General features: G+C 69.8%; 17 protein-coding genes and 1 tRNA gene. 12 read left to right on the plus strand and 6 right to left on the minus strand.

Features of this window, described 5'->3' with window-relative positions; genetic code table 11:
• Positions 1–125: 125 nt before the first annotated feature.
• Both AC5P1C_RS32355 and AC5P1C_RS32360 read left to right on the plus strand, forming a co-directional pair.
• Positions 126–1,442 carry an MDR family MFS transporter gene (locus AC5P1C_RS32355; RefSeq protein WP_493869509.1) on the plus strand — a complete coding sequence of 439 codons (1,317 nt, stop codon included), beginning with the start codon at positions 126–128 and terminating at the stop codon, positions 1,440–1,442.
• A gap of 86 nt (positions 1,443–1,528) precedes the next feature.
• Positions 1,529–1,687 (plus strand): hypothetical protein, encoded by a 159-nt coding sequence (locus AC5P1C_RS32360; protein WP_493869510.1) that lies wholly within the window; start codon positions 1,529–1,531, stop codon positions 1,685–1,687.
• 83 nt (positions 1,688–1,770) lie between these two features.
• Here AC5P1C_RS32360 and phoU read toward each other — a convergent pair whose 3' ends face one another.
• Positions 1,771–2,451, minus strand: coding sequence for a phosphate signaling complex protein PhoU (phoU, locus tag AC5P1C_RS32365; RefSeq protein WP_493869527.1), 681 nt, complete (start codon positions 2,449–2,451; stop codon positions 1,771–1,773).
• A gap of 283 nt (positions 2,452–2,734) precedes the next feature.
• On the opposite strand from phoU, the gene phoR reads away from it, so the two are divergent.
• Both phoR and phoP read left to right on the plus strand, forming a co-directional pair.
• The gene (phoR, locus tag AC5P1C_RS32370) at positions 2,735–3,994 is read left to right on the plus strand and encodes a two-component system sensor histidine kinase PhoR (RefSeq protein WP_493869511.1); all 1,260 of its coding nucleotides are present in this window, start codon (positions 2,735–2,737) and stop codon (positions 3,992–3,994) included.
• 5 nt (positions 3,995–3,999) lie between these two features.
• Positions 4,000–4,671 carry a two-component system response regulator PhoP gene (gene phoP, locus AC5P1C_RS32375; protein ID WP_467539963.1) on the plus strand — a complete coding sequence of 224 codons (672 nt, stop codon included), beginning with the start codon at positions 4,000–4,002 and terminating at the stop codon, positions 4,669–4,671.
• A gap of 105 nt (positions 4,672–4,776) precedes the next feature.
• On the opposite strand, the gene AC5P1C_RS32380 is transcribed toward phoP, so the two are convergent.
• Positions 4,777–5,514 (minus strand): copper chaperone PCu(A)C domain-containing protein, encoded by a 738-nt coding sequence (locus AC5P1C_RS32380; protein ID WP_493869512.1) that lies wholly within the window; start codon positions 5,512–5,514, stop codon positions 4,777–4,779.
• Between the two features lie 662 nt (positions 5,515–6,176).
• Here AC5P1C_RS32380 and AC5P1C_RS32385 point away from each other — a divergent pair.
• From AC5P1C_RS32385 to AC5P1C_RS32415, 7 genes are all read left to right on the plus strand, one after another.
• A complete protein-coding gene (locus tag AC5P1C_RS32385; protein WP_003953493.1) occupies positions 6,177–6,659 on the plus strand; it encodes a CarD family transcriptional regulator in 483 nt (160 codons plus the stop codon).
• Positions 6,660–6,945: 286 nt separating this feature from the next.
• The gene (ispD, locus tag AC5P1C_RS32390) at positions 6,946–7,683 is read left to right on the plus strand and encodes a 2-C-methyl-D-erythritol 4-phosphate cytidylyltransferase (protein ID WP_493869513.1); all 738 of its coding nucleotides are present in this window, start codon (positions 6,946–6,948) and stop codon (positions 7,681–7,683) included.
• Positions 7,673–8,170: a 2-C-methyl-D-erythritol 2,4-cyclodiphosphate synthase gene (ispF, locus tag AC5P1C_RS32395; protein WP_493869514.1), complete on the plus strand. Its 498-nt coding sequence runs from the start codon at positions 7,673–7,675 to the stop codon at positions 8,168–8,170. Before ispD ends, ispF begins: the two co-directional genes overlap by 11 nt.
• A gap of 117 nt (positions 8,171–8,287) precedes the next feature.
• Entirely contained in the window at positions 8,288–8,692 is a 405-nt protein-coding gene (locus AC5P1C_RS32400; protein ID WP_493869515.1) for a PPOX class F420-dependent oxidoreductase, read from the plus strand.
• Positions 8,693–8,783: 91 nt separating this feature from the next.
• A complete protein-coding gene (cysS, locus tag AC5P1C_RS32405; protein ID WP_493869516.1) occupies positions 8,784–10,184 on the plus strand; it encodes a cysteine--tRNA ligase in 1,401 nt (466 codons plus the stop codon).
• A 123-nt stretch (positions 10,185–10,307) separates the two neighbouring features.
• The gene (gene rlmB, locus AC5P1C_RS32410) at positions 10,308–11,267 is read left to right on the plus strand and encodes a 23S rRNA (guanosine(2251)-2'-O)-methyltransferase RlmB (protein ID WP_493869517.1); all 960 of its coding nucleotides are present in this window, start codon (positions 10,308–10,310) and stop codon (positions 11,265–11,267) included.
• Between the two features lie 125 nt (positions 11,268–11,392).
• Positions 11,393–13,036: a DoxX family protein gene (locus AC5P1C_RS32415; RefSeq protein WP_493869518.1), complete on the plus strand. Its 1,644-nt coding sequence runs from the start codon at positions 11,393–11,395 to the stop codon at positions 13,034–13,036.
• Between the two features lie 121 nt (positions 13,037–13,157).
• Here the strand turns inward: AC5P1C_RS32415 and AC5P1C_RS32420 are convergent, their stop codons facing one another.
• The 3 genes from AC5P1C_RS32420 to AC5P1C_RS32430 form a co-directional block, all read right to left on the minus strand.
• On the minus strand, positions 13,158–13,889 hold the full coding sequence (locus AC5P1C_RS32420; RefSeq protein ID WP_361832000.1) for a nucleotidyltransferase family protein: 732 nt from the start codon (positions 13,887–13,889) through the stop codon (positions 13,158–13,160).
• A 26-nt stretch (positions 13,890–13,915) separates the two neighbouring features.
• On the minus strand, positions 13,916–14,374 hold the full coding sequence (locus AC5P1C_RS32425; protein ID WP_493869519.1) for a hypothetical protein: 459 nt from the start codon (positions 14,372–14,374) through the stop codon (positions 13,916–13,918).
• Between the two features lie 220 nt (positions 14,375–14,594).
• Entirely contained in the window at positions 14,595–15,731 is a 1,137-nt protein-coding gene (locus AC5P1C_RS32430) for an ABC transporter ATP-binding protein (protein WP_493869520.1), read from the minus strand.
• Positions 15,732–15,939: 208 nt separating this feature from the next.
• Here AC5P1C_RS32430 and AC5P1C_RS32435 point away from each other — a divergent pair.
• Positions 15,940–16,013 (plus strand) — tRNA-Thr (locus tag AC5P1C_RS32435).
• A gap of 271 nt (positions 16,014–16,284) precedes the next feature.
• Here the strand turns inward: AC5P1C_RS32435 and AC5P1C_RS32440 are convergent.
• On the minus strand, positions 16,285–16,590 hold the full coding sequence (locus tag AC5P1C_RS32440; protein WP_493869521.1) for a hypothetical protein: 306 nt from the start codon (positions 16,588–16,590) through the stop codon (positions 16,285–16,287).
• Positions 16,591–16,827: the final 237 nt, after the last annotated feature.

Here is a 16,827-nt window from a genome sequence, read left to right on the forward strand (position 1 = left end):
ACGCCGAACGCCGAACGCCGAACGCCGAACGCCGAACGCCGAACGCCGAACGCCGAACGCCGAACGCCGAACGCCGAGCTTGCGCCGCGCCGCTCGCGCACTTGACTGATCCGTGGGGGACCCCGATGCCACTCGCCGCCCTGAGACGTGCCGCCAAGGAGTCCGTCTCCGGTCTTCCGCCCGCGTTCTGGTGGCTGTGGACCAGCACTCTGGTGAACCGGCTCGGTGCCTTCGTCGCCACCTTCATGGCGCTCTATCTGACCCTCGACCGCGGCTACTCCGCGACGTACGCCGGTCTGGTCGCCGCCCTGCACGGCCTGGGCGGCGTCGTCTCCTCGCTCGTCGCCGGTGTCATGACGGACCGGCTCGGTCGGCGGCCCACCCTCCTCATCGCCCAGGCGTCCACCGCTCTGTCCGTCGCCCTCCTCGGCTTCATGAAGGACCCCCTGGCCATCGCGGGCGTCGCCTTCCTCGTCGGCATGGCGAGCAACGCGTCCCGGCCCGCGGTCCAGGCGATGATGGCCGACATCGTGCGCCCCGAGGACCGGGTCAGGGCCTTCTCGCTCAACTACTGGGCCATCAACCTCGGGTTCGCGATCTCGTCCGCGGGCGCCGGCTTCATCGCCGAGTTCAGCTACCTCGCCGGGTTCCTCATCGAAGCCGTGATGACCATGGTCTGCGCCGTCGTCGTCTTCGCGAAGCTGCCGGAGTCGCGGCCCGTGCGCACCGCCCTGGAGAAGGAGTCGCAGCCGGACGTCGGCCTGGGGGCCGTCCTGCGCGACGGGCGCTTCATGGGTGTCGTCGGGCTCTCCTTCCTGCTCGCGCTGATCTTTCAGCAGGGCTCCGTGGGGCTGCCCGTCGCCATGGGCGAGGCAGGCTTCACGCCCGCCGACTACGGCATGGCCATCGCCGTGAACGGCGTACTGATCGTCGCTCTCCAGATCCCGGTCACGCGTTTCATCGAACACCGCGACCCGCAGCGCCTGTTGGTGATCTCCGCGCTCCTCGCGGGCTACGGCTTCGGGCTCACCGCCTTCGCCGGGTCCATCGGCGTCTTCGCCCTCACCGTGTGCGTCTGGACCCTGGCCGAGATCGTCAACGCCCCCACGCAGACCGGTCTGGTCGTGCGGCTCTCGCCGACCCACGGCAGGGGCCGCTACCAGGGCATGTACACCCTGTCGTGGGCCGTCGCCGCGCTCGTCGCCCCGCTGATGTCCGGCTTCGTCATCGACCGCTTCGGGGCCCAGTGGCTCTGGGGCACCTGCGCGGTCATCGGGACCGTCGCCGCCGTCGGCTACTGGTCGCTGATGCGGGGGCTCCCGGCGGAGGAGGCGGGGGTGACGGAGGTGACGGTGAGTGCCGGCCCCACCGATCAGGCCGATCAGGCCGATCAGGCCGATCAGGCCGAACAGACCCGGCTCACGGCCCCGCAGGCCCAGTAACCCCCGCGCGCGTATGCGCCGTTGGTGCGCCCCTTCCAGTGGGCATGGAACGAGCATCAGGCAGTACGCCTTCGAGGAGGAGACCCATGGCTGAGTCCCCCATCACCGAACCCGTCCCCGAGCAGCCGACCGACACGCCTGGCCTGCCCGCCCTCGTGCTCCTCGGCTCCTGCGGCTGCGGCTCGGGCTGCGGCTGCGGCTGCCAGTCGGGCGGACCGTGCCAGTGCGGCGGCTGCTGCGGCTGAGCCACGCGGATCGAGGGAAGGGGTGTGCCCCGCACCACCGGTGCGGGGCACACCCCTTCGCGCGTACGCCGACGAACGCGGACTCAGGCGCCCTCGACGGGCGTTCCGGTCGTCTGGATTTCGTCCGCGTGCTCGCCCGTGACCAGGTACACGACCCTCTTGGCCACCGACACCGCGTGGTCGGCGAAGCGCTCGTAGTAGCGGCCCAGGAGCGTCACGTCCACGGCCGTCTCGATGCCGTGCTTCCAGCGGTCGTCCATCAGGTGCTGGAAGAGCGTCCGGTGCAGCAGGTCCATCTCGTCGTCGTCCTGCTCCAGCTGGAGCGCCAGGTCGACGTCCTTCGTGATGATGACCTCCGCCGCCTTGGCCATGAGGCGCTGCGCCAGCTGCCCCATCTCCAGGATCGTCGCGTGCAGGTCCTGCGGAACGGCCGACGCCGGGAAGCGCAGGCGGGTCAGCTTGCCGACGTGCTGCGCGAGGTCGCCCGAGCGCTCCAGGTCGGCGCTCATCCGCAGCGAGGTGACGACGATGCGCAGGTCGGTGGCGACCGGCTGCTGCCGCGCGAGCAGGGCTATCGCTCGCGCCTCCAGCTCATGCTGCAGATCGTCGACCTTCTGGTCAGCGGCGATCACGCTCTCGGCCATCTTCAGATCGGCGTCGAGCATGGCCGTGGTGGCGCGCCCGATCGCGGACCCGACAAGGCGGGCCATCTCGACCAGGCCTTCGCCGATCGAGTCAAGTTCCTCGTGGTACGCGTCCCGCATGTGGATGTCCCTCTCTAGTACGTCCCGGGGGGTGACCCCCACGCTCCCACGGTGCGGCCCGGACGCGTCCGTTTCCGGCACCCCGAATGAACCGTCCCTGTCACCGAGGTGAACTGTGGGCGACGCCTGGCACGCCCCCCGGAGCCGCTTCGCGACGGCCCGGGGTACGCCGTTCGGCCGAAGTGAACCACCACGGTCCCCTCGGTGAACTCTGGGCGACGAGTGTTCGAGTCGGCACCCGGATGGCTGTGGCCGACGCGTAAAGGGCGCATAACCTGGAGGCATGGACGTGAACGCGGCGGTCGCCGCAGCGGCAGCGATCGCCGGGGTGTGCACCGGTGTCATCGCCATGCTGGCGTTCCGCTGGAGCGAGCGCGACCTGAAACGCCCCACCCGGACCTCCCTGCACACCGACCCCGTACTGCCACCGGGCGTCGACACGGTTCTCTCCGTGCTCCGCTCGTCCGCCGTCGTCCTCGACGAGGCGGACAGCGTCGTCAAGGCCAGCTCGGCCGCGTACGCACTCGGTCTGGTCCGTGGCGGCAAGCTCGCCGTCGAGCCCATGCTCCAGATGGCGCGAGACACCCGCCGCGACGGAGAGATACGCCAGGTCGAACTCGACCTGCCACGCCGCGGCACCGGCCGCGGCGAGGCCCTCGCCGTCTCCGCACGCGTGGCCCCCCTCGGCTCCCGCCTGGTCCTGCTCCTGGTGGAGGACCTCACCGAGGCCCGCCGCATCGAAGCCGTACGACGCGACTTCGTCGCGAACGTGAGCCATGAGCTCAAGACCCCGGTCGGGGCGCTCTCCCTCCTCTCCGAGGCCGTCATGGACGCATCGGACGACCCCGAGGCCGTCGAGCGCTTCGCGGGCCGCATGCAGATCGAGGCCACGCGCCTGACCAACCTCGTCCAGGAACTCATCGACCTCTCCCGGGTGCAGAACGACGACCCACTGGAGGACGCCGAACCCGTCCGCGTCGACGAACTGGTGGCGGAGGCGATCGACCGCAGCCGTCACCAGGCCTCGCACAAGCAGATCACCATGGCCGCGGGCGGCACCGCCGACCTGCAGATATGGGGCAACCGCGGCCAGCTCGCCGCGGCGCTCGGCAATCTCGTCGAGAACGCCGTGAACTACTCGCCCGCACGGACCCGCGTCGGCATCGCCGCCCGCCGGGTCAACGCACCGGGCGGAGACTTCATCGAGGTGGCCGTCACCGACCAGGGGATCGGCATCTCCGACAAGGACAAGGAGCGCATCTTCGAGCGCTTCTACCGCGTGGACCCGGCCCGCTCCCGGGCCACCGGCGGCACCGGCCTCGGCCTCGCCATCGTCAAACACGTGGCCGCCTCGCACGGCGGGGAGGTCACCGTGTGGAGCTCCGAGGGACAGGGCTCCACCTTCACCCTGCGGCTGCCCGAAGCAGCCGCGAACCGCGACCGCGGATCCGGTCACGGCGGAGACGGCAGCGAAGCCGACACCGCACGGCCCGACGAGACCACTTCGTACGAACCCATTCCTGCCCCGGAGGTCCTTCCGTGACCCGAGTGCTCGTCGTAGAGGACGAGGAGTCCTTCTCCGACGCCCTGTCCTACATGCTCCGCAAAGAAGGCTTCGAGGTCGCCATCGCGGCGACCGGCCCGGACGGCCTCGACGAGTTCGAGCGCAACGGCGCCGACCTCGTCCTGCTCGACCTCATGCTGCCGGGCCTGCCCGGCACGGAGGTCTGCCGCCAGCTGCGCGGCCGCTCGAACGTCCCGGTGATCATGGTCACCGCCAAGGACAGCGAGATCGACAAGGTGGTCGGCCTGGAAATAGGAGCCGATGACTACGTCACCAAGCCCTTCTCGTCCCGCGAACTCGTGGCCCGCATCCGCGCGGTCCTGCGCCGCCGCGGCGAGCCCGAGGAGGTAGCGCCGCAGGCCCTGGAGGCGGGCCCGGTCCGCATGGACGTGGACCGCCACGTGGTCACGGTCTCCGGCTCCAAGGTCGACCTGCCCCTCAAGGAGTTCGACCTCCTGGAGATGCTCCTGCGCAACGCGGGCCGCGTCCTGACCCGCATGCAGCTCATCGACCGAGTCTGGGGCGCGGACTACGTAGGGGACACGAAAACCCTCGACGTCCACGTCAAGCGCCTCCGCGCCAAGATCGAGCCGGACCCGGGGGCGCCGCGCTACCTGGTGACGGTGCGAGGCCTGGGCTACAAGTTCGAGCCGTAGACGGCCCCCCAGTAGACGCCGCATACGTGCGAGTAGACGCCGCATACGTACGAGAGGGCGGGAACCCGATACCACTGGGTTCCCGCCCTCTCGTACGTACGTCGATCAGTGCTCGGCAGCCTCGCCCGCACCCTGCGACTGCGCGCCGGCCCCGGCCGGCGACGAGGCCGCGCCGGACGGCTCGGTGTTCCCGCCCTCTGCGGGCGTGCCCGACGGGTTGCCCGAGGGGTCCGTGGAGGCCGAGCCCGACGGGTCCGTCGATGCGCCGTCGGACGGCTTCGTCGACGGCTTCGAGCCCGGAGCCTCGGGAACCTCGCTCGGGCCCCACTTCTTGAAGTAGCTCTCGGCCGGCACGACGAAGGTCTTCATCTTCACGTCGCCGGTCTTGCTGAAGGCGAAGGTGACCGGCTGCGCGTTGCCGTCCTTGACGGCCTCGCGGCTGCTGGGCAGGACGGCGGAGGCGTTGTCCTTGCCGCCGATGACCACGGAGCCGCCCGCGGGGATGGTCAGCGGACCGCCCCGCTTGGAGGTCCTGTCGTCCTTGGCCGGCGTGATCTTGGCCTTCTTGCCGGTGCCGTTGACCGCGATCCCGTCCAGCGTCTGGTCGGTGCTGCCGTTGTTGAAGATCGTGGCGGCGATCACCGCGGGGCCCGTCGACTTGAGGTCGGGCTGGGTGATCACCATGGCGTTCTGGATCTGGATGTCGCCGACGGAGGTCGCGGCGTTGTCCGGCTTGATCTCGTGCGTCTCGGCGTTGTTACCGGCGCCGCACGCGGCGAGCGACGCGAGCGAGAACGCGATGGCGGTGGCGGCGATGGCGCCACGTCGAAGGCTGCGGCTCACGGCGGCGGCAACTCCTTGAACGAGGGCGGTACAGGAAGGGGCGGGCGGCCGTAAAGCCGCCCTAAGTGTGTGTCAGCGGGCTTAGGTTACCGAGCCGTTCCCGCGCCGCCGCACCCGACCCGCCCCTAGGGCCCGTGAGCCTCTCCCGTGCCACTCCCACCGCTGTCCGTGTCCCCACTCGTGTCCCGCAGCACAGGCCACTTCCGTCACTCCGGAACCATTGGCTTCTCGTTCACCATTCACATAAGAGCCGTCAAGAGTCATCGCGGCCCGTCTTGCGGATTTCCGGTAAGGAATGCATGGCGGTCCGGGGAAGTCCGGGGAATTGATCACCGAGGCCCTTGATCAATTCCGGATTCATGTCGAACGCCGGCTCGCACGCCTCTCCAGTCGCCGAACGGAGTAGCGGAAGTTCACCGCTTGGAACCTGGCAAACCGGGACGTTCAGCCTCGTGGAGCGCTCTCGGAGGGCGTGTGACGGGCGTGTTTCCGCTTCCCCGGAGAGCCGCTCCCACCTGCGAATACCTCGCTCCGGAAGCCCTTCGCAGCACGTTCCTGTTGCTGTTGTCAAGCCCCGAGATATGCCCTGACCTGCGAAAACGCCATTCAGAAGAGGCGGTTCTCGTGTTAGGATGGATAGCCACGGAAGGGGTACCTGTCACATGACGTTCAAGGTTGGCGACACCGTGGTCTATCCCCATCACGGGGCCGCGCTGATCGAGGCCATTGAGACTCGCCAGATCAAAGGCGTGGACAAGACCTACTTGGTGCTGAAGGTCGCTCAGGGCGACTTGACGGTACGTGTGCCTGCGGACAATGCGGAGTTCGTCGGCGTACGTGATGTGGTCGGTCAGGACGGGCTCGACCGGGTCTTCGAGGTACTGCGCGCGCCGTACGCCGAAGAGCCCACGAACTGGTCCCGTCGCTACAAGGCAAATCTCGAGAAGCTCGCATCGGGTGATGTCATCAAGGTCGCGGAAGTCGTGCGTGACCTGTGGCGTCGTGAGCGTGAGCGCGGACTGTCCGCGGGTGAGAAGCGCATGCTCGCCAAGGCTCGCCAGATCCTGGTGAGCGAGCTCGCCCTCGCGGAGAACACGAACGAGGACAAGGCCGAGGCTCTGCTTGACGAGGTCCTCGCGTCCTGATCGCGTCCTGACATACGCATACGTCTTGGCGCCATGAATGCCGCGGTGCCCGCTGACCCTCAATGGTGTCGCCGGGCGCTGCGGCATGTTCGTACCCAGACGTGATACCTGACTGACCGGCGCAATCCCTGAATTCGTAGCTCATACTCGGTGCTGCTTGGTGTGTGTGCCGGGCTCGGACAGCTGACTCGACCAGAAGTCACGGAAGGGTCCGGTCAAGGGCCCGCGCCCGGCGTCGCTGTGGCCATACCCACCTCGGCCGAGCACACAAACCTGAACGGAAGCGATGTCTGAGGAATCCCGCACCGCGGTCGTGATCCCCGCCGCCGGACGCGGCGTACGGCTCGGCCCGGGCGCCCCCAAGGCGCTCCGCGCGCTGAATGGCACGCCCATGCTCATCCACGCAGTACGGGCCATGGCCGCCTCGCGCGCCGTCTCGCTCGTCGTCGTCGTGGCCCCGCCGGAGGGCGCCGCCGAGGTCAAGACCCTCCTGGCCGACCACGCACTGCCCGAGCGCACCGACTTCGCGGTGGTCCCCGGCGGCGAGACCCGCCAGGAGTCCGTGAAGCTCGGCCTCGACGCCCTGCCCGAGGGCATCGACATCGTCCTCGTGCACGACGCGGCCCGCCCGCTCGTGCCCGTCGACACCGTCGACGGCGTCATCGAGGCCGTACGCGACGGCGCCCCCGCCGTCGTCCCCGCGCTGCCCCTGACCGACACGGTCAAGCAGGTCGAGCCGGGGGACCCCGGACAGCCGGGCGCGCCCGAGCCCGTGGTGGCCACGCCCGAGCGGGCCCGCCTGCGCGCCGTGCAGACCCCGCAGGGCTTCGACCACGACACCCTCGTCCGCGCCCACGCGACGGTCACCGAGAGCGTCACGGACGACGCGGGCATGGTCGAGCAGCTCGGCCTCCAGGTCGTCGTCGTGCCCGGCCACGAAGAGGCCTTCAAGGTCACGCGGCCCCTCGACCTCGTCCTCGCCGAGGCCGTACTCGCCCGCAGGAGGGCCAACGATGGCTTCTGAGAACCGGGTCCGGCTGCCGCAGGTCGGCATCGGCACCGACGTACACGCCTTCGAGGAAGGGCGTGAGCTGTGGTGCGCCGGGCTCCTCTGGGAGGGCGAGAGCGTCGGCCTCGCCGGGCACTCGGACGGTGACGTCGCCGCGCACGCCGCCTGCGACGCCCTGTTCTCGGCCGCCGGCATCGGCGACCTCGGCGCGCACTTCGGCACCAGCAGGCCCGAGTGGTCCGGCGCCTCCGGTGTGACGCTGCTCGCCGAGGCCGCGAGGATCGTGCGCGCCGAAGGCTTCGAGATCGGCAACATCGCCGTCCAGGTCATCGGCGTACGCCCCAAGGTCGGCAAGCGGCGCGACGAGGCGCAGAAGACGCTGAGCGCCGCCGTCGGCGCCCCGGTAGCCGTGTCCGGCACGACCACGGACGGGCTCGGCCTCACCGGCCGCGCCGAGGGACTGGCCGCGATCGCTACGGCACTGGTCGTGCGGACGGACTGACCGGTGTAGCGGGTACGGGTGAAATGCCGCTGCGGCAGGGTGTGTTGGAGCAGTATCGGGAACGCACCCCCGCAGTAGCCCGACGCCATCCCCGCCGTACGAGAGAGGCATCCGCCCATGGCCGCCGAACTGTCCGACAAGCTCAAGGCCCTCCTCGACACCCCCGTCTTCATCTCCGTCGCCACCATCCAGCCGGACGGCAGTCCGCAGGTCTCACCGGTCTGGGTGAAGCGTGACGGGGACGACCTCCTCTTCTCCACCACCATCGGCCGCCGCAAGGAGAAGAACCTGCGCCGCGACCCGCGCGTGACGGTGCTCCTCCAGCCCTTCGACGCGCCGTACACGTACGCCGAGATCCGCGGCGAGGCGACGATGACCACCGAGGGCGGGCAGGAGCTCATCGACGAGCTGGCCCTGAAGTACACCGGCCTGAAGTACGTGGAGTTCAACCCGTCCTCCGTCAACGACGACCCACGCGTCGTCGTCCGCGTCACCGCGCGCAAGGTCGTCGGCCGCCTCTGAGGCCTTCCCGCGCCCAGCGCATGTCACAGTTCCGTGCCCTGTTGACCCCGGAGGTCGCAGGGCACTGTCCTGCGCCCACTACCCTGGAGTGGTGACGATTCGCCTGTACGACACCAGCGCCCGGCAGATCCGAGACTTCAGCCCGCTCATCGACGGTTGTGTCTCGATCTACCTGTGTGGCGCGACGGTGCAGGCGGCCCCGCACATCGGGCACATCCGGTCGGGTCTCAACTTCGACATCATGCGCCGCTGGTTCGACTACCGCGGCTATGACGTCACCTTCATCCGCAACGTCACGGACATCGACGACAAGATCATCCGGAAGTCGGCCGAGCAGGGCCGCCCGTGGTGGTCGATCGGCTACGAGAACGAGCGGGCCTTCAACGACGGCTACGACGTCCTCGGCTGCCTGCCGCCCACGTACGAGCCGCGTGCCACCGGGCACATCACCGAGATGGTCGAGATGATGCGCGGCCTCATCGAGCGCGGCCACGCGTACGAGTCGGACGGCAACGTCTACTTCGACGTGAAGTCCTTCCCGGGCTACCTGCAGCTGTCCAACCAGGAGCTGGACAACCTGCTTCAGCCCTCCGGCGAGGGCGAGACCGGCAAGCGCGACCCGCGTGACTTCGCCATGTGGAAGGCCGCCAAGGAGGGGGAGCCCAGCTGGGAGACCCCCTGGGGCCGCGGCCGTCCCGGCTGGCACCTGGAGTGCTCGGCGATGGCCCACAAGTACCTCGGCCGCGAGTTCGACATCCACGGCGGTGGCATCGACCTGATCTTCCCGCACCACGAGAACGAGATCGCGCAGGCCAAGGCCTTCGGCGACGCGTTCGCGCGGTACTGGGTGCACAACGGCTGGGTCACCATGAGCGGCGAGAAGATGTCCAAGTCGCTCGGCAACTCGGTCCTCGTCTCCGAGATGGTCAAGAAGTGGCGCCCGATCGTCCTGCGCTACTACCTGGGCACCCCGCACTACCGCTCGATGATCGAGTACAGCGAGGAAGCCCTGCGCGAGGCCGAGTCCGCGTTCGCGCGGATCGAGGGCTTCGTACAGCGCGTGGTGGAGAAGGCCGGGGGCGCCGTCGAGCCCGCGGCCCAGGTCCCGCCCGCCTTCGCCGACGCGATGGACGACGACCTGGGCGTCCCGCAGGCGCTCGCGATCGTGCACACGACGGTCCGGCAGGGCAATTCCGCCCTGGCCGCCGACGACAAGGAAGCCGCGGTGGAGCGGCTCGCCGAGGTGCGGGCCATGCTGGGCGTGCTCGGCCTCGACCCGCTCGACCCGCACTGGGCCGGCGAGGGCGACCGCGGCGAGGACCTCCACGGAGTGGTCGACACGCTCGTCCGCCTCGTGCTCCAGCAGCGGGAGGCGGCGCGTGGCCGCAAGGACTGGGCCACCGCCGACGCCATCCGCGATCAGCTCAACCAGTCCGGTCTCGTCATCGAGGACGGCCCGACCGGACCGCGGTGGACTCTCGGCCCGCGCTGAGCGTCTGACCTCGCGATGTGCCGCCCGGCGACCCGGGCGGCACACTTCATATACGTACGCAGTCACGCAGTGGGCCCTCCGCAGCAAGCGGACAGCCGCACGCAACACAGAGACAGGTAGGTCATGGCCGCTAACAACCGCCGCATGTCCGGCAAGAAGGGCGCGCAGGTCGGCAGCGGCGGAAATCGACGCCGCGGCCTTGAGGGCAAGGGCCCGACGCCGCCCGCCGAGGCGCGCAAGGGACACAAGAAGAACCGCATCGCCAGCGCCGCGGCCAAGAAGGCCTCCGGCGGCCCCGGCAGTGGCCGCCGTCCCAGCGCCGTGAAGGGCCGCGGCAAGGGCACCTCCGAGATGGTCGTCGGGCGCAACTCCGTCGTCGAGGCGCTGCGCGAGGGCGTGCCCGCCTCGACGCTCTACGTCCAGCAGTTCATCGACAACGACGAGCGCGTCCGCGAGGCGCTGCAGATCGCCGGTGAGCGCGGCGGCATCCACCTCATGGAGGCCCCGCGCCCGGAGCTGGACCGCATGACGAACGGGCTCAACCACCAGGGCCTCGTGCTCCAGGTGCCGCCCTACGAGTACGCGCACCCCGAGGAGCTCGCGGCCGCCGCGTACGACCAGGGCGAGGACCCGCTGATCGTCGCCCTCGACGGCGTGACGGACCCGCGGAACCTCGGTGCCGTGGTGCGTTCCGCGTCCGCCTTCGGCGGGCACGGCGTCGTCGTCCCCGAGCGGCGCGCCGCCGGGATGACCGCGGGCGCCTGGAAGACGGCCGCCGGTGCCGCCGCGCGTACGCCGGTGGCGCGGGCCACGAACCTGACCCGCGTCCTGGAGGCCTACAAGAAGGCCGGGCTCGCGATCGTCGGGCTCGCGGCGGACGGCGATCACGAGGTCGGCGACCTCGAGGCGCTCTCCGGTCCCGTCGTCATCGTCATCGGCAGCGAGGGCAAGGGCCTGTCGCGCCTGGTCGGCGAGACCTGCGACTACCGCGTGCGGATCCCCATGCCGGGCGGCACGGAGTCCCTGAACGCCGGTGTGGCGGCAGGCGTCGTGCTCTACGAGGCGTCCCGGCGCCGTAGCTAGTCCTCACCCCGGACCCCGGTCGGCCCGTATTTCGCGGGGCGGCCGGGGTCCGCTGTAGATCTTGACGCGGTCCGGACATTTCCACGCGGTCAAGGCAGTGTCCTAAACACACATCACTCGGTTAGATGAGTGTGGACACCAGAACGCCCCGCAATCCCACGGGGGGAAGCTCGTCAGGGTTCGACGAAGCTCCCGCGCTGAGCATGGTGAAGGTGCCGAGCGACCCGGCGCAGGTCATCGTGAATCACGCGAGCTTCCGCGTGCAGCTCCCCACCGCGCAGCGGACCCAATCCCCGCGTATCGCACGGCACTTGAGCAATGCCGATAACACCGTGCGTATCCCCGCAGTCGGCTCGGCCGCACGGCGCCGCTCGCCCGTCGTCTGGAGCGGGAAGTCCGAGCCGGGCGACCCCGGAGCCACCGGACTGCTGCAGGCGGTGCGCGGCACCGGCGTGCGCCATTCGGCCGAGGCCGGGGGCGGCGCCTCCTACGACGACGGAGGTGCCACGCAGGTCATCCCCCGCATCGACGACGACCTCGAGAGCACGCAGGCCACGCCTGCCGTCATCGGTCCCCGTCACCCCGATCCCGAGACCCGCCTGATCCCGCGCATGCCGGCGTCTCAGAGCGACCTCGACGAGCGACTCCCGTACGACGACGAGGACTTCGACGACGAGGGCGAGGACGAGAACGGACGCCAGGTCGTCAGACGGCACGGGAGCGACCCTGTCCGGCACGCCTACTACCCCGGTCGCCGCATGAACCTGGGCGTCGTGCTGCTTCCGCTGCGCGTCTTCCTCGGCTTCATCTCCATCTACGCCGGCATGGGCAAGCTCTGCGACCCCGTGTACTTCGACGGCGGCGACCGCGGCTCCATGGTCAAGTGGCTCAACTCGCTGCACCCCTGGGCCCTCGCCGAACCGCTGCGGGACTTCGCCCTCCAGCACCCGGTGGGCGCCGGACTCTGCATCGCCTTCCTGCAGATCATCGTGGGTGTGCTCACGGTGCTCGGGCTCTGGCAGCGGGTCGCGGCCGGCATCGGCGTACTCCTGTCCGCCGCGCTCATCGTCACCGTCAGCTGGAAGACCGTCCCCGCCTATGACGCGCCGGACATCATCTATCTGGCCGCATGGTCGCCGCTCATCATCGCGGGCGCGCCCGTCTACTCCGTCGACGGACGCCTCGCGGGCGAGGCCTGGCGGACGCTCGGGCCGCGCGTCGACATCTGGGAGCTGCGGCGCCGTGTGCTGCGGCGCGGCGCGCTCATCGGGGCGCTCGTCGTCGGCCTCACGCTGCTGATCGGTTCGATGCTCGGCGGCGCGGTGCGCGATGCCGACCGCGTGACCGTGCCGGGACCCGGCGAGGCCCCGCGCAACGAACTGCCGGGCTCACCGCTCCCGGAGGAGCCCGGAAAGCAGCGCCAGCGCCAGGGCCAGACCTCGCAGGGGCCGTCGGCCTCCGGGTCGCCGACGCAGGGCACCTCCGCGAGCCCCACACAGGGCGGTACGGCGACGACTCCGGGGGCGGCGCGCGAGAGCGCCACTACCGGTGCCGGAACCGGCCAGGGGCAGCCGACCCAGACGCAGGGCACCACCGGTCAGGTCCCGCCGCAGGAGGCCTCGCCCCAGCAGCCTCCGTCGTCGGCCACCGCGGGACCCACGTCCAGCGGCGGCAGCGGCGGCGGTGCGCCCGAGGGCGGCGCGAGCGGCGGCAGCACGGGCGGCGGCGGCAACGACCGCCTCGTGGGCGGGCTGCTCGGCGGCGGCTGAGCAGGCCCGCGACCCGTACGGCGATGGGGCCCCGCACAGTGTCTGTGCGGGGCCCCATCGCCGTACGCGGACTGGTGTGTGGCTGTGTGTGGCTGTGTGTGGCTTGAGTGGCTTGAGTGGCTCAACCGGTCTGGGCCGCGAGCTCCTTGGCCGCTTCCGTCAGGTCCTTGGCCGTGTCGATCGCCCGCCAGTAGGCGCCCTGCGGCAGCGGGAAGCCCGCCAGGCTCTTCTCGCGGGCCAGGCGCGGGAACGTGGTGCGCTCGTGGTCGCCGCGGTCCGGCAGCAGCGCGGCGAAGGAGGAGGAGAAGACGTACACGCCCGCGTTGATCAGGTACGGGGACGGCGGGGACTCGATGAAGTCCGTGATGTGGCCGAACGCGTCCGTCTCGACGGCGCCCCACGGGATGCGGGGGCGGGCCAGGGCGAGGGTGGCGGTGGCGTCGCGCTCGGCGTGGAAGGCCGCCATGTCGCGCAGCGAGAAGCGGGTCCAGATGTCGCCGTTCGTCGCGTACCAGGGGCGGTCCGCGTGCGGGAGGTGGCGGGCGGCGTACTTGAGGCCGCCGCCGCGGCCCAGGGGTTCGTTCTCGACCACCGTGGTGACGTTCAGGGGGAGGTCCGCCGACTCCAGCCACTCCTGGAGCACTTCGGCGAGATGGCCGCAGGAGACCACCGCGTCCGTCACACCTTCGGCCGCGAGCCAGGAAAGCTGATGGCCGATGATCGGGGTCCCTGTACCAGGGATCTCGACCATCGGCTTGGGCCGGTCGTCGGTGTACGGACGAAGGCGCGAGCCTTGGCCTCCGGCCAGGACGACGGCCTGCGTGGGTCTGTGAGCGTGAGGGTCGCCGGTCATGCCGGAAACCCTACGTGCCGGCCCCGTCAGCCGTTCTGATGGGCGGCGACACCCGTCGCGAAGGACGTGTCGCAGACCGGGCGCGCATACGACTGGGCGCGGTTCGGGCCGTACTTCTGGACGGCTGCGCGGCCGAGGGCACGGGCGATGGAGACACAGTGCCGGGCGAGCGAGGGGTGGCGGTTCACCTCCTGCTGGAGGTGGGTGAGCGCGAGACCCGGGTTCCTGTCCTGGAGCTCCAGGAGCAGCCGGTCGCGCAGGACGTCCTGCGGGGCGCGGGACTTGGCCGGCACGGAGAGATCGCCGGAGGACGCGGTGAGCATCGAATCCGAGGAGTTCCCGGACCAGTTGACGCTGGTGACCGCGAGGGTCCCGGAGAGCACCAGCATCACGGGCAGGACGAGGGCGAGCGTGCGGCCGATGCGTCGGGCGGGGCCTCGGTGGGCTCGGCGCGGCTTCTGGGTGTAGTTGGCGGAGTGCGTCACGCGAGTGAGCGTAGCGGTCGGTGATGATTTGGCGACATTACGTCACTCGGTCGAGCGACGGAGAATGAGGTTTCTTTGGAGCGGTGTTGACGGCCGGGCGGTGAAATGACCGGTCTGCCGGGGTATTTGTCGACAACGCGTACACACGCGAAGGGCCCCGCACCGAGGTGCGGGGCCCTTCGTACGCCGATGTCGCCAGGTCGGGCGAGGTCGGGCGGCGTCAGTCGGTGAGGCGCTCGCCCGTCGACGTCGAGAACACGTGGATCTCGCCCGGACGCGGCACGACGTGCAGCTGCGTGCCCTTCTCGGGGACCTTGCGGCCGTTCACGCGGACCACGAGGTCCTTGTGCTCGCCACCGACCTCCGCGGAGCCGTAGACATAGCCGTCGGCGCCGAGCTCCTCGACCACGTTCACGGAGACGGCGAGACCTGCCGGGGCGTCCTCGGTCTCCTTCGAGAGGGACTTCGCGGTGGCGCCGTCCTGCTCGACGATGTCGAAGTGCTCCGGACGGACGCCGACCGTGACCGTGCGGTCGCCCTTGTCGGCCGCGGCGGACAGCGCCTCGCGGTTGACCGGCACGACGGAGTTGCCGAACTTCACGCCGCCGTCGGTGATCGGGACCTCGACGAGGTTCATGGCGGGGGAGCCGATGAAGCCCGCGACGAAGAGGTTGGCCGGGCGGTCGTACATGTTGCGCGGCGAGTCGACCTGCTGGAGCAGACCGTCCTTCAGTACGGCCACACGGTCGCCCATGGTCATGGCCTCGACCTGGTCATGGGTGACGTAGACGGTGGTGATGCCGAGGCGGCGCTGGAGGCTCGCGATCTGCGTACGCGTCGAGACACGCAGCTTGGCGTCGAGGTTCGACAGCGGCTCGTCCATGAGGAAGACCTGGGGCTCACGCACGATGGCGCGACCCATGGCGACACGCTGGCGCTGACCGCCGGAGAGCGCCTTCGGCTTGCGGGCCAGGTAGTCGGTGAGGTCGAGGATCTTCGCCGCGTCCTCGACCTTCTGGCGGATCTCGGCCTTGTTCACGCCGGCGATCTTCAGGGCGAAGCCCATGTTGTCGGCGACGGTCATGTGCGGGTAGAGCGCGTAGTTCTGGAACACCATGGCGATGTCCCGGTCCTTGGGCGGCAGGTGCGTGACGTCGCGGTCACCGATGCGGATGGCGCCGGCGTTCACGTCCTCCAGGCCCGCGAGCATGCGCAGGGAGGTGGACTTTCCGCAGCCGGAGGGACCGACGAGGACGAGGAATTCGCCGTCCGCTACGTCGAGCTCGAGCTGGTCGACGGCGGGCTTGTCGCCACCCGGGTAGATGCGGGTCGCCTTGTCGAACGAAACAGTGGCCATGGTGAAGGCCCCCTTCACCGGCAGGAACGTGCCGGACGATCCGAGTAGAGGGAGTGGTGTAGTCCACCTGAGTGAACTGTTCGTGACCGTACCCCGGGGGTCATGGGTCTGTCAGTAGTCGGGGAGCGGCGACCTTCGAGGAAATTTTCGACGGGCCCATGGGCGGTGTTGGTTACACTGCTCGGGCACGTCAGTGCATGCCGTGCATGCCTCCTTAGCTCAGATGGCCAGAGCAACGCACTTGTAATGCGTAGGTCGTCGGTTCGAATCCGACAGGGGGCTCCCCTGAAACCCCAGCTCAGACAGCTCTGAGCTGGGGTTTCGCTGTTCAGCGGATGCGACGTCGGCGGCGGGAGCGGGCGGCGCGGGTGTCGGGGGTCTCAGTTGTGACCCAGTACGCGTGCAGCGGGAGTGGACTGCGACCGGCCGCGCTACGGGAACCGGGCTCTCCGTGGCTTTGTGCTGAGCCTCCTGCATGAATGAGATCGACAGCAACTCGCACAGGCACTCAGGGAACTTCGCGCCGCGTTATGCCGGGCTGCAGCGATGCGCGTCAGTAGTGCAGGAAATCGAGGATGACCGCGAGGGCGGCGGCACATCCCGCATGGGCGACGACAAGGAGGGCCCATTCTCCGGCAGGCATACGCCACCGGTTACGTGCGACCAAACGCCACTCGTACGTCGCGATCCCGACGGCTATGGCGAACGCCGGCGCCCACAGGAGAGCCCACCAGGACCAGACGCTGCCGAAGCGGAATATGAGGGCTACCACGCCGAAGAGGAACACCGCAGGAAACCACCCTGGTGCTTCTCCGTCTTTCGTGGCCTTGCTGTCGGATATGGACTCACTGCTGCTCACGGACACGGCCTTTCGGGTAGCTGGACGCCGCCCTTGCCGTCTGCCATGGCCTGCAGTTCAGCGCGGTCAGCGGCGCTGTACTGAATGTCGGAGTTCAGCAGAGCGCGGGCGGCATCCCGGATCGCCTGCTGCTGGGTGAGCGGGGCTGTCACAGCGGCACGGGGGGGTGCCCCTATGAATTTGGTCAAGGGGTTGGGGTGGGCTGAGGTTGGTAGAAGGTCCCGTCGCGGAGCATGG

The organism is Streptomyces sp. A18 (genome assembly GCF_059026065.1).

Coding starts and splice junctions, on each gene's coding strand:
- AC5P1C_RS32355 (WP_493869509.1), top strand. CDS start 126: ATGCCACTCGCCGCCCTGAGACGTGCCGCCAAGGAGTCCGTCTCCGGT.
- AC5P1C_RS32360 (WP_493869510.1), top strand. CDS start 1,529: ATGGCTGAGTCCCCCATCACCGAACCCGTCCCCGAGCAGCCGACCGAC.
- phoU (WP_493869527.1), bottom strand. CDS start 2,451: ATGCGGGACGCGTACCACGAGGAACTTGACTCGATCGGCGAAGGCCTG.
- phoR (WP_493869511.1), top strand. CDS start 2,735: ATGGACGTGAACGCGGCGGTCGCCGCAGCGGCAGCGATCGCCGGGGTG.
- AC5P1C_RS32385 (WP_003953493.1), top strand. CDS start 6,177: ATGACGTTCAAGGTTGGCGACACCGTGGTCTATCCCCATCACGGGGCC.
- ispD (WP_493869513.1), top strand. CDS start 6,946: ATGTCTGAGGAATCCCGCACCGCGGTCGTGATCCCCGCCGCCGGACGC.
- ispF (WP_493869514.1), top strand. CDS start 7,673: ATGGCTTCTGAGAACCGGGTCCGGCTGCCGCAGGTCGGCATCGGCACC.
- AC5P1C_RS32400 (WP_493869515.1), top strand. CDS start 8,288: ATGGCCGCCGAACTGTCCGACAAGCTCAAGGCCCTCCTCGACACCCCC.
- rlmB (WP_493869517.1), top strand. CDS start 10,308: ATGGCCGCTAACAACCGCCGCATGTCCGGCAAGAAGGGCGCGCAGGTC.
- AC5P1C_RS32415 (WP_493869518.1), top strand. CDS start 11,393: ATGAGTGTGGACACCAGAACGCCCCGCAATCCCACGGGGGGAAGCTCG.
- AC5P1C_RS32420 (WP_361832000.1), bottom strand. CDS start 13,889: ATGACCGGCGACCCTCACGCTCACAGACCCACGCAGGCCGTCGTCCTG.
- AC5P1C_RS32430 (WP_493869520.1), bottom strand. CDS start 15,731: ATGGCCACTGTTTCGTTCGACAAGGCGACCCGCATCTACCCGGGTGGC.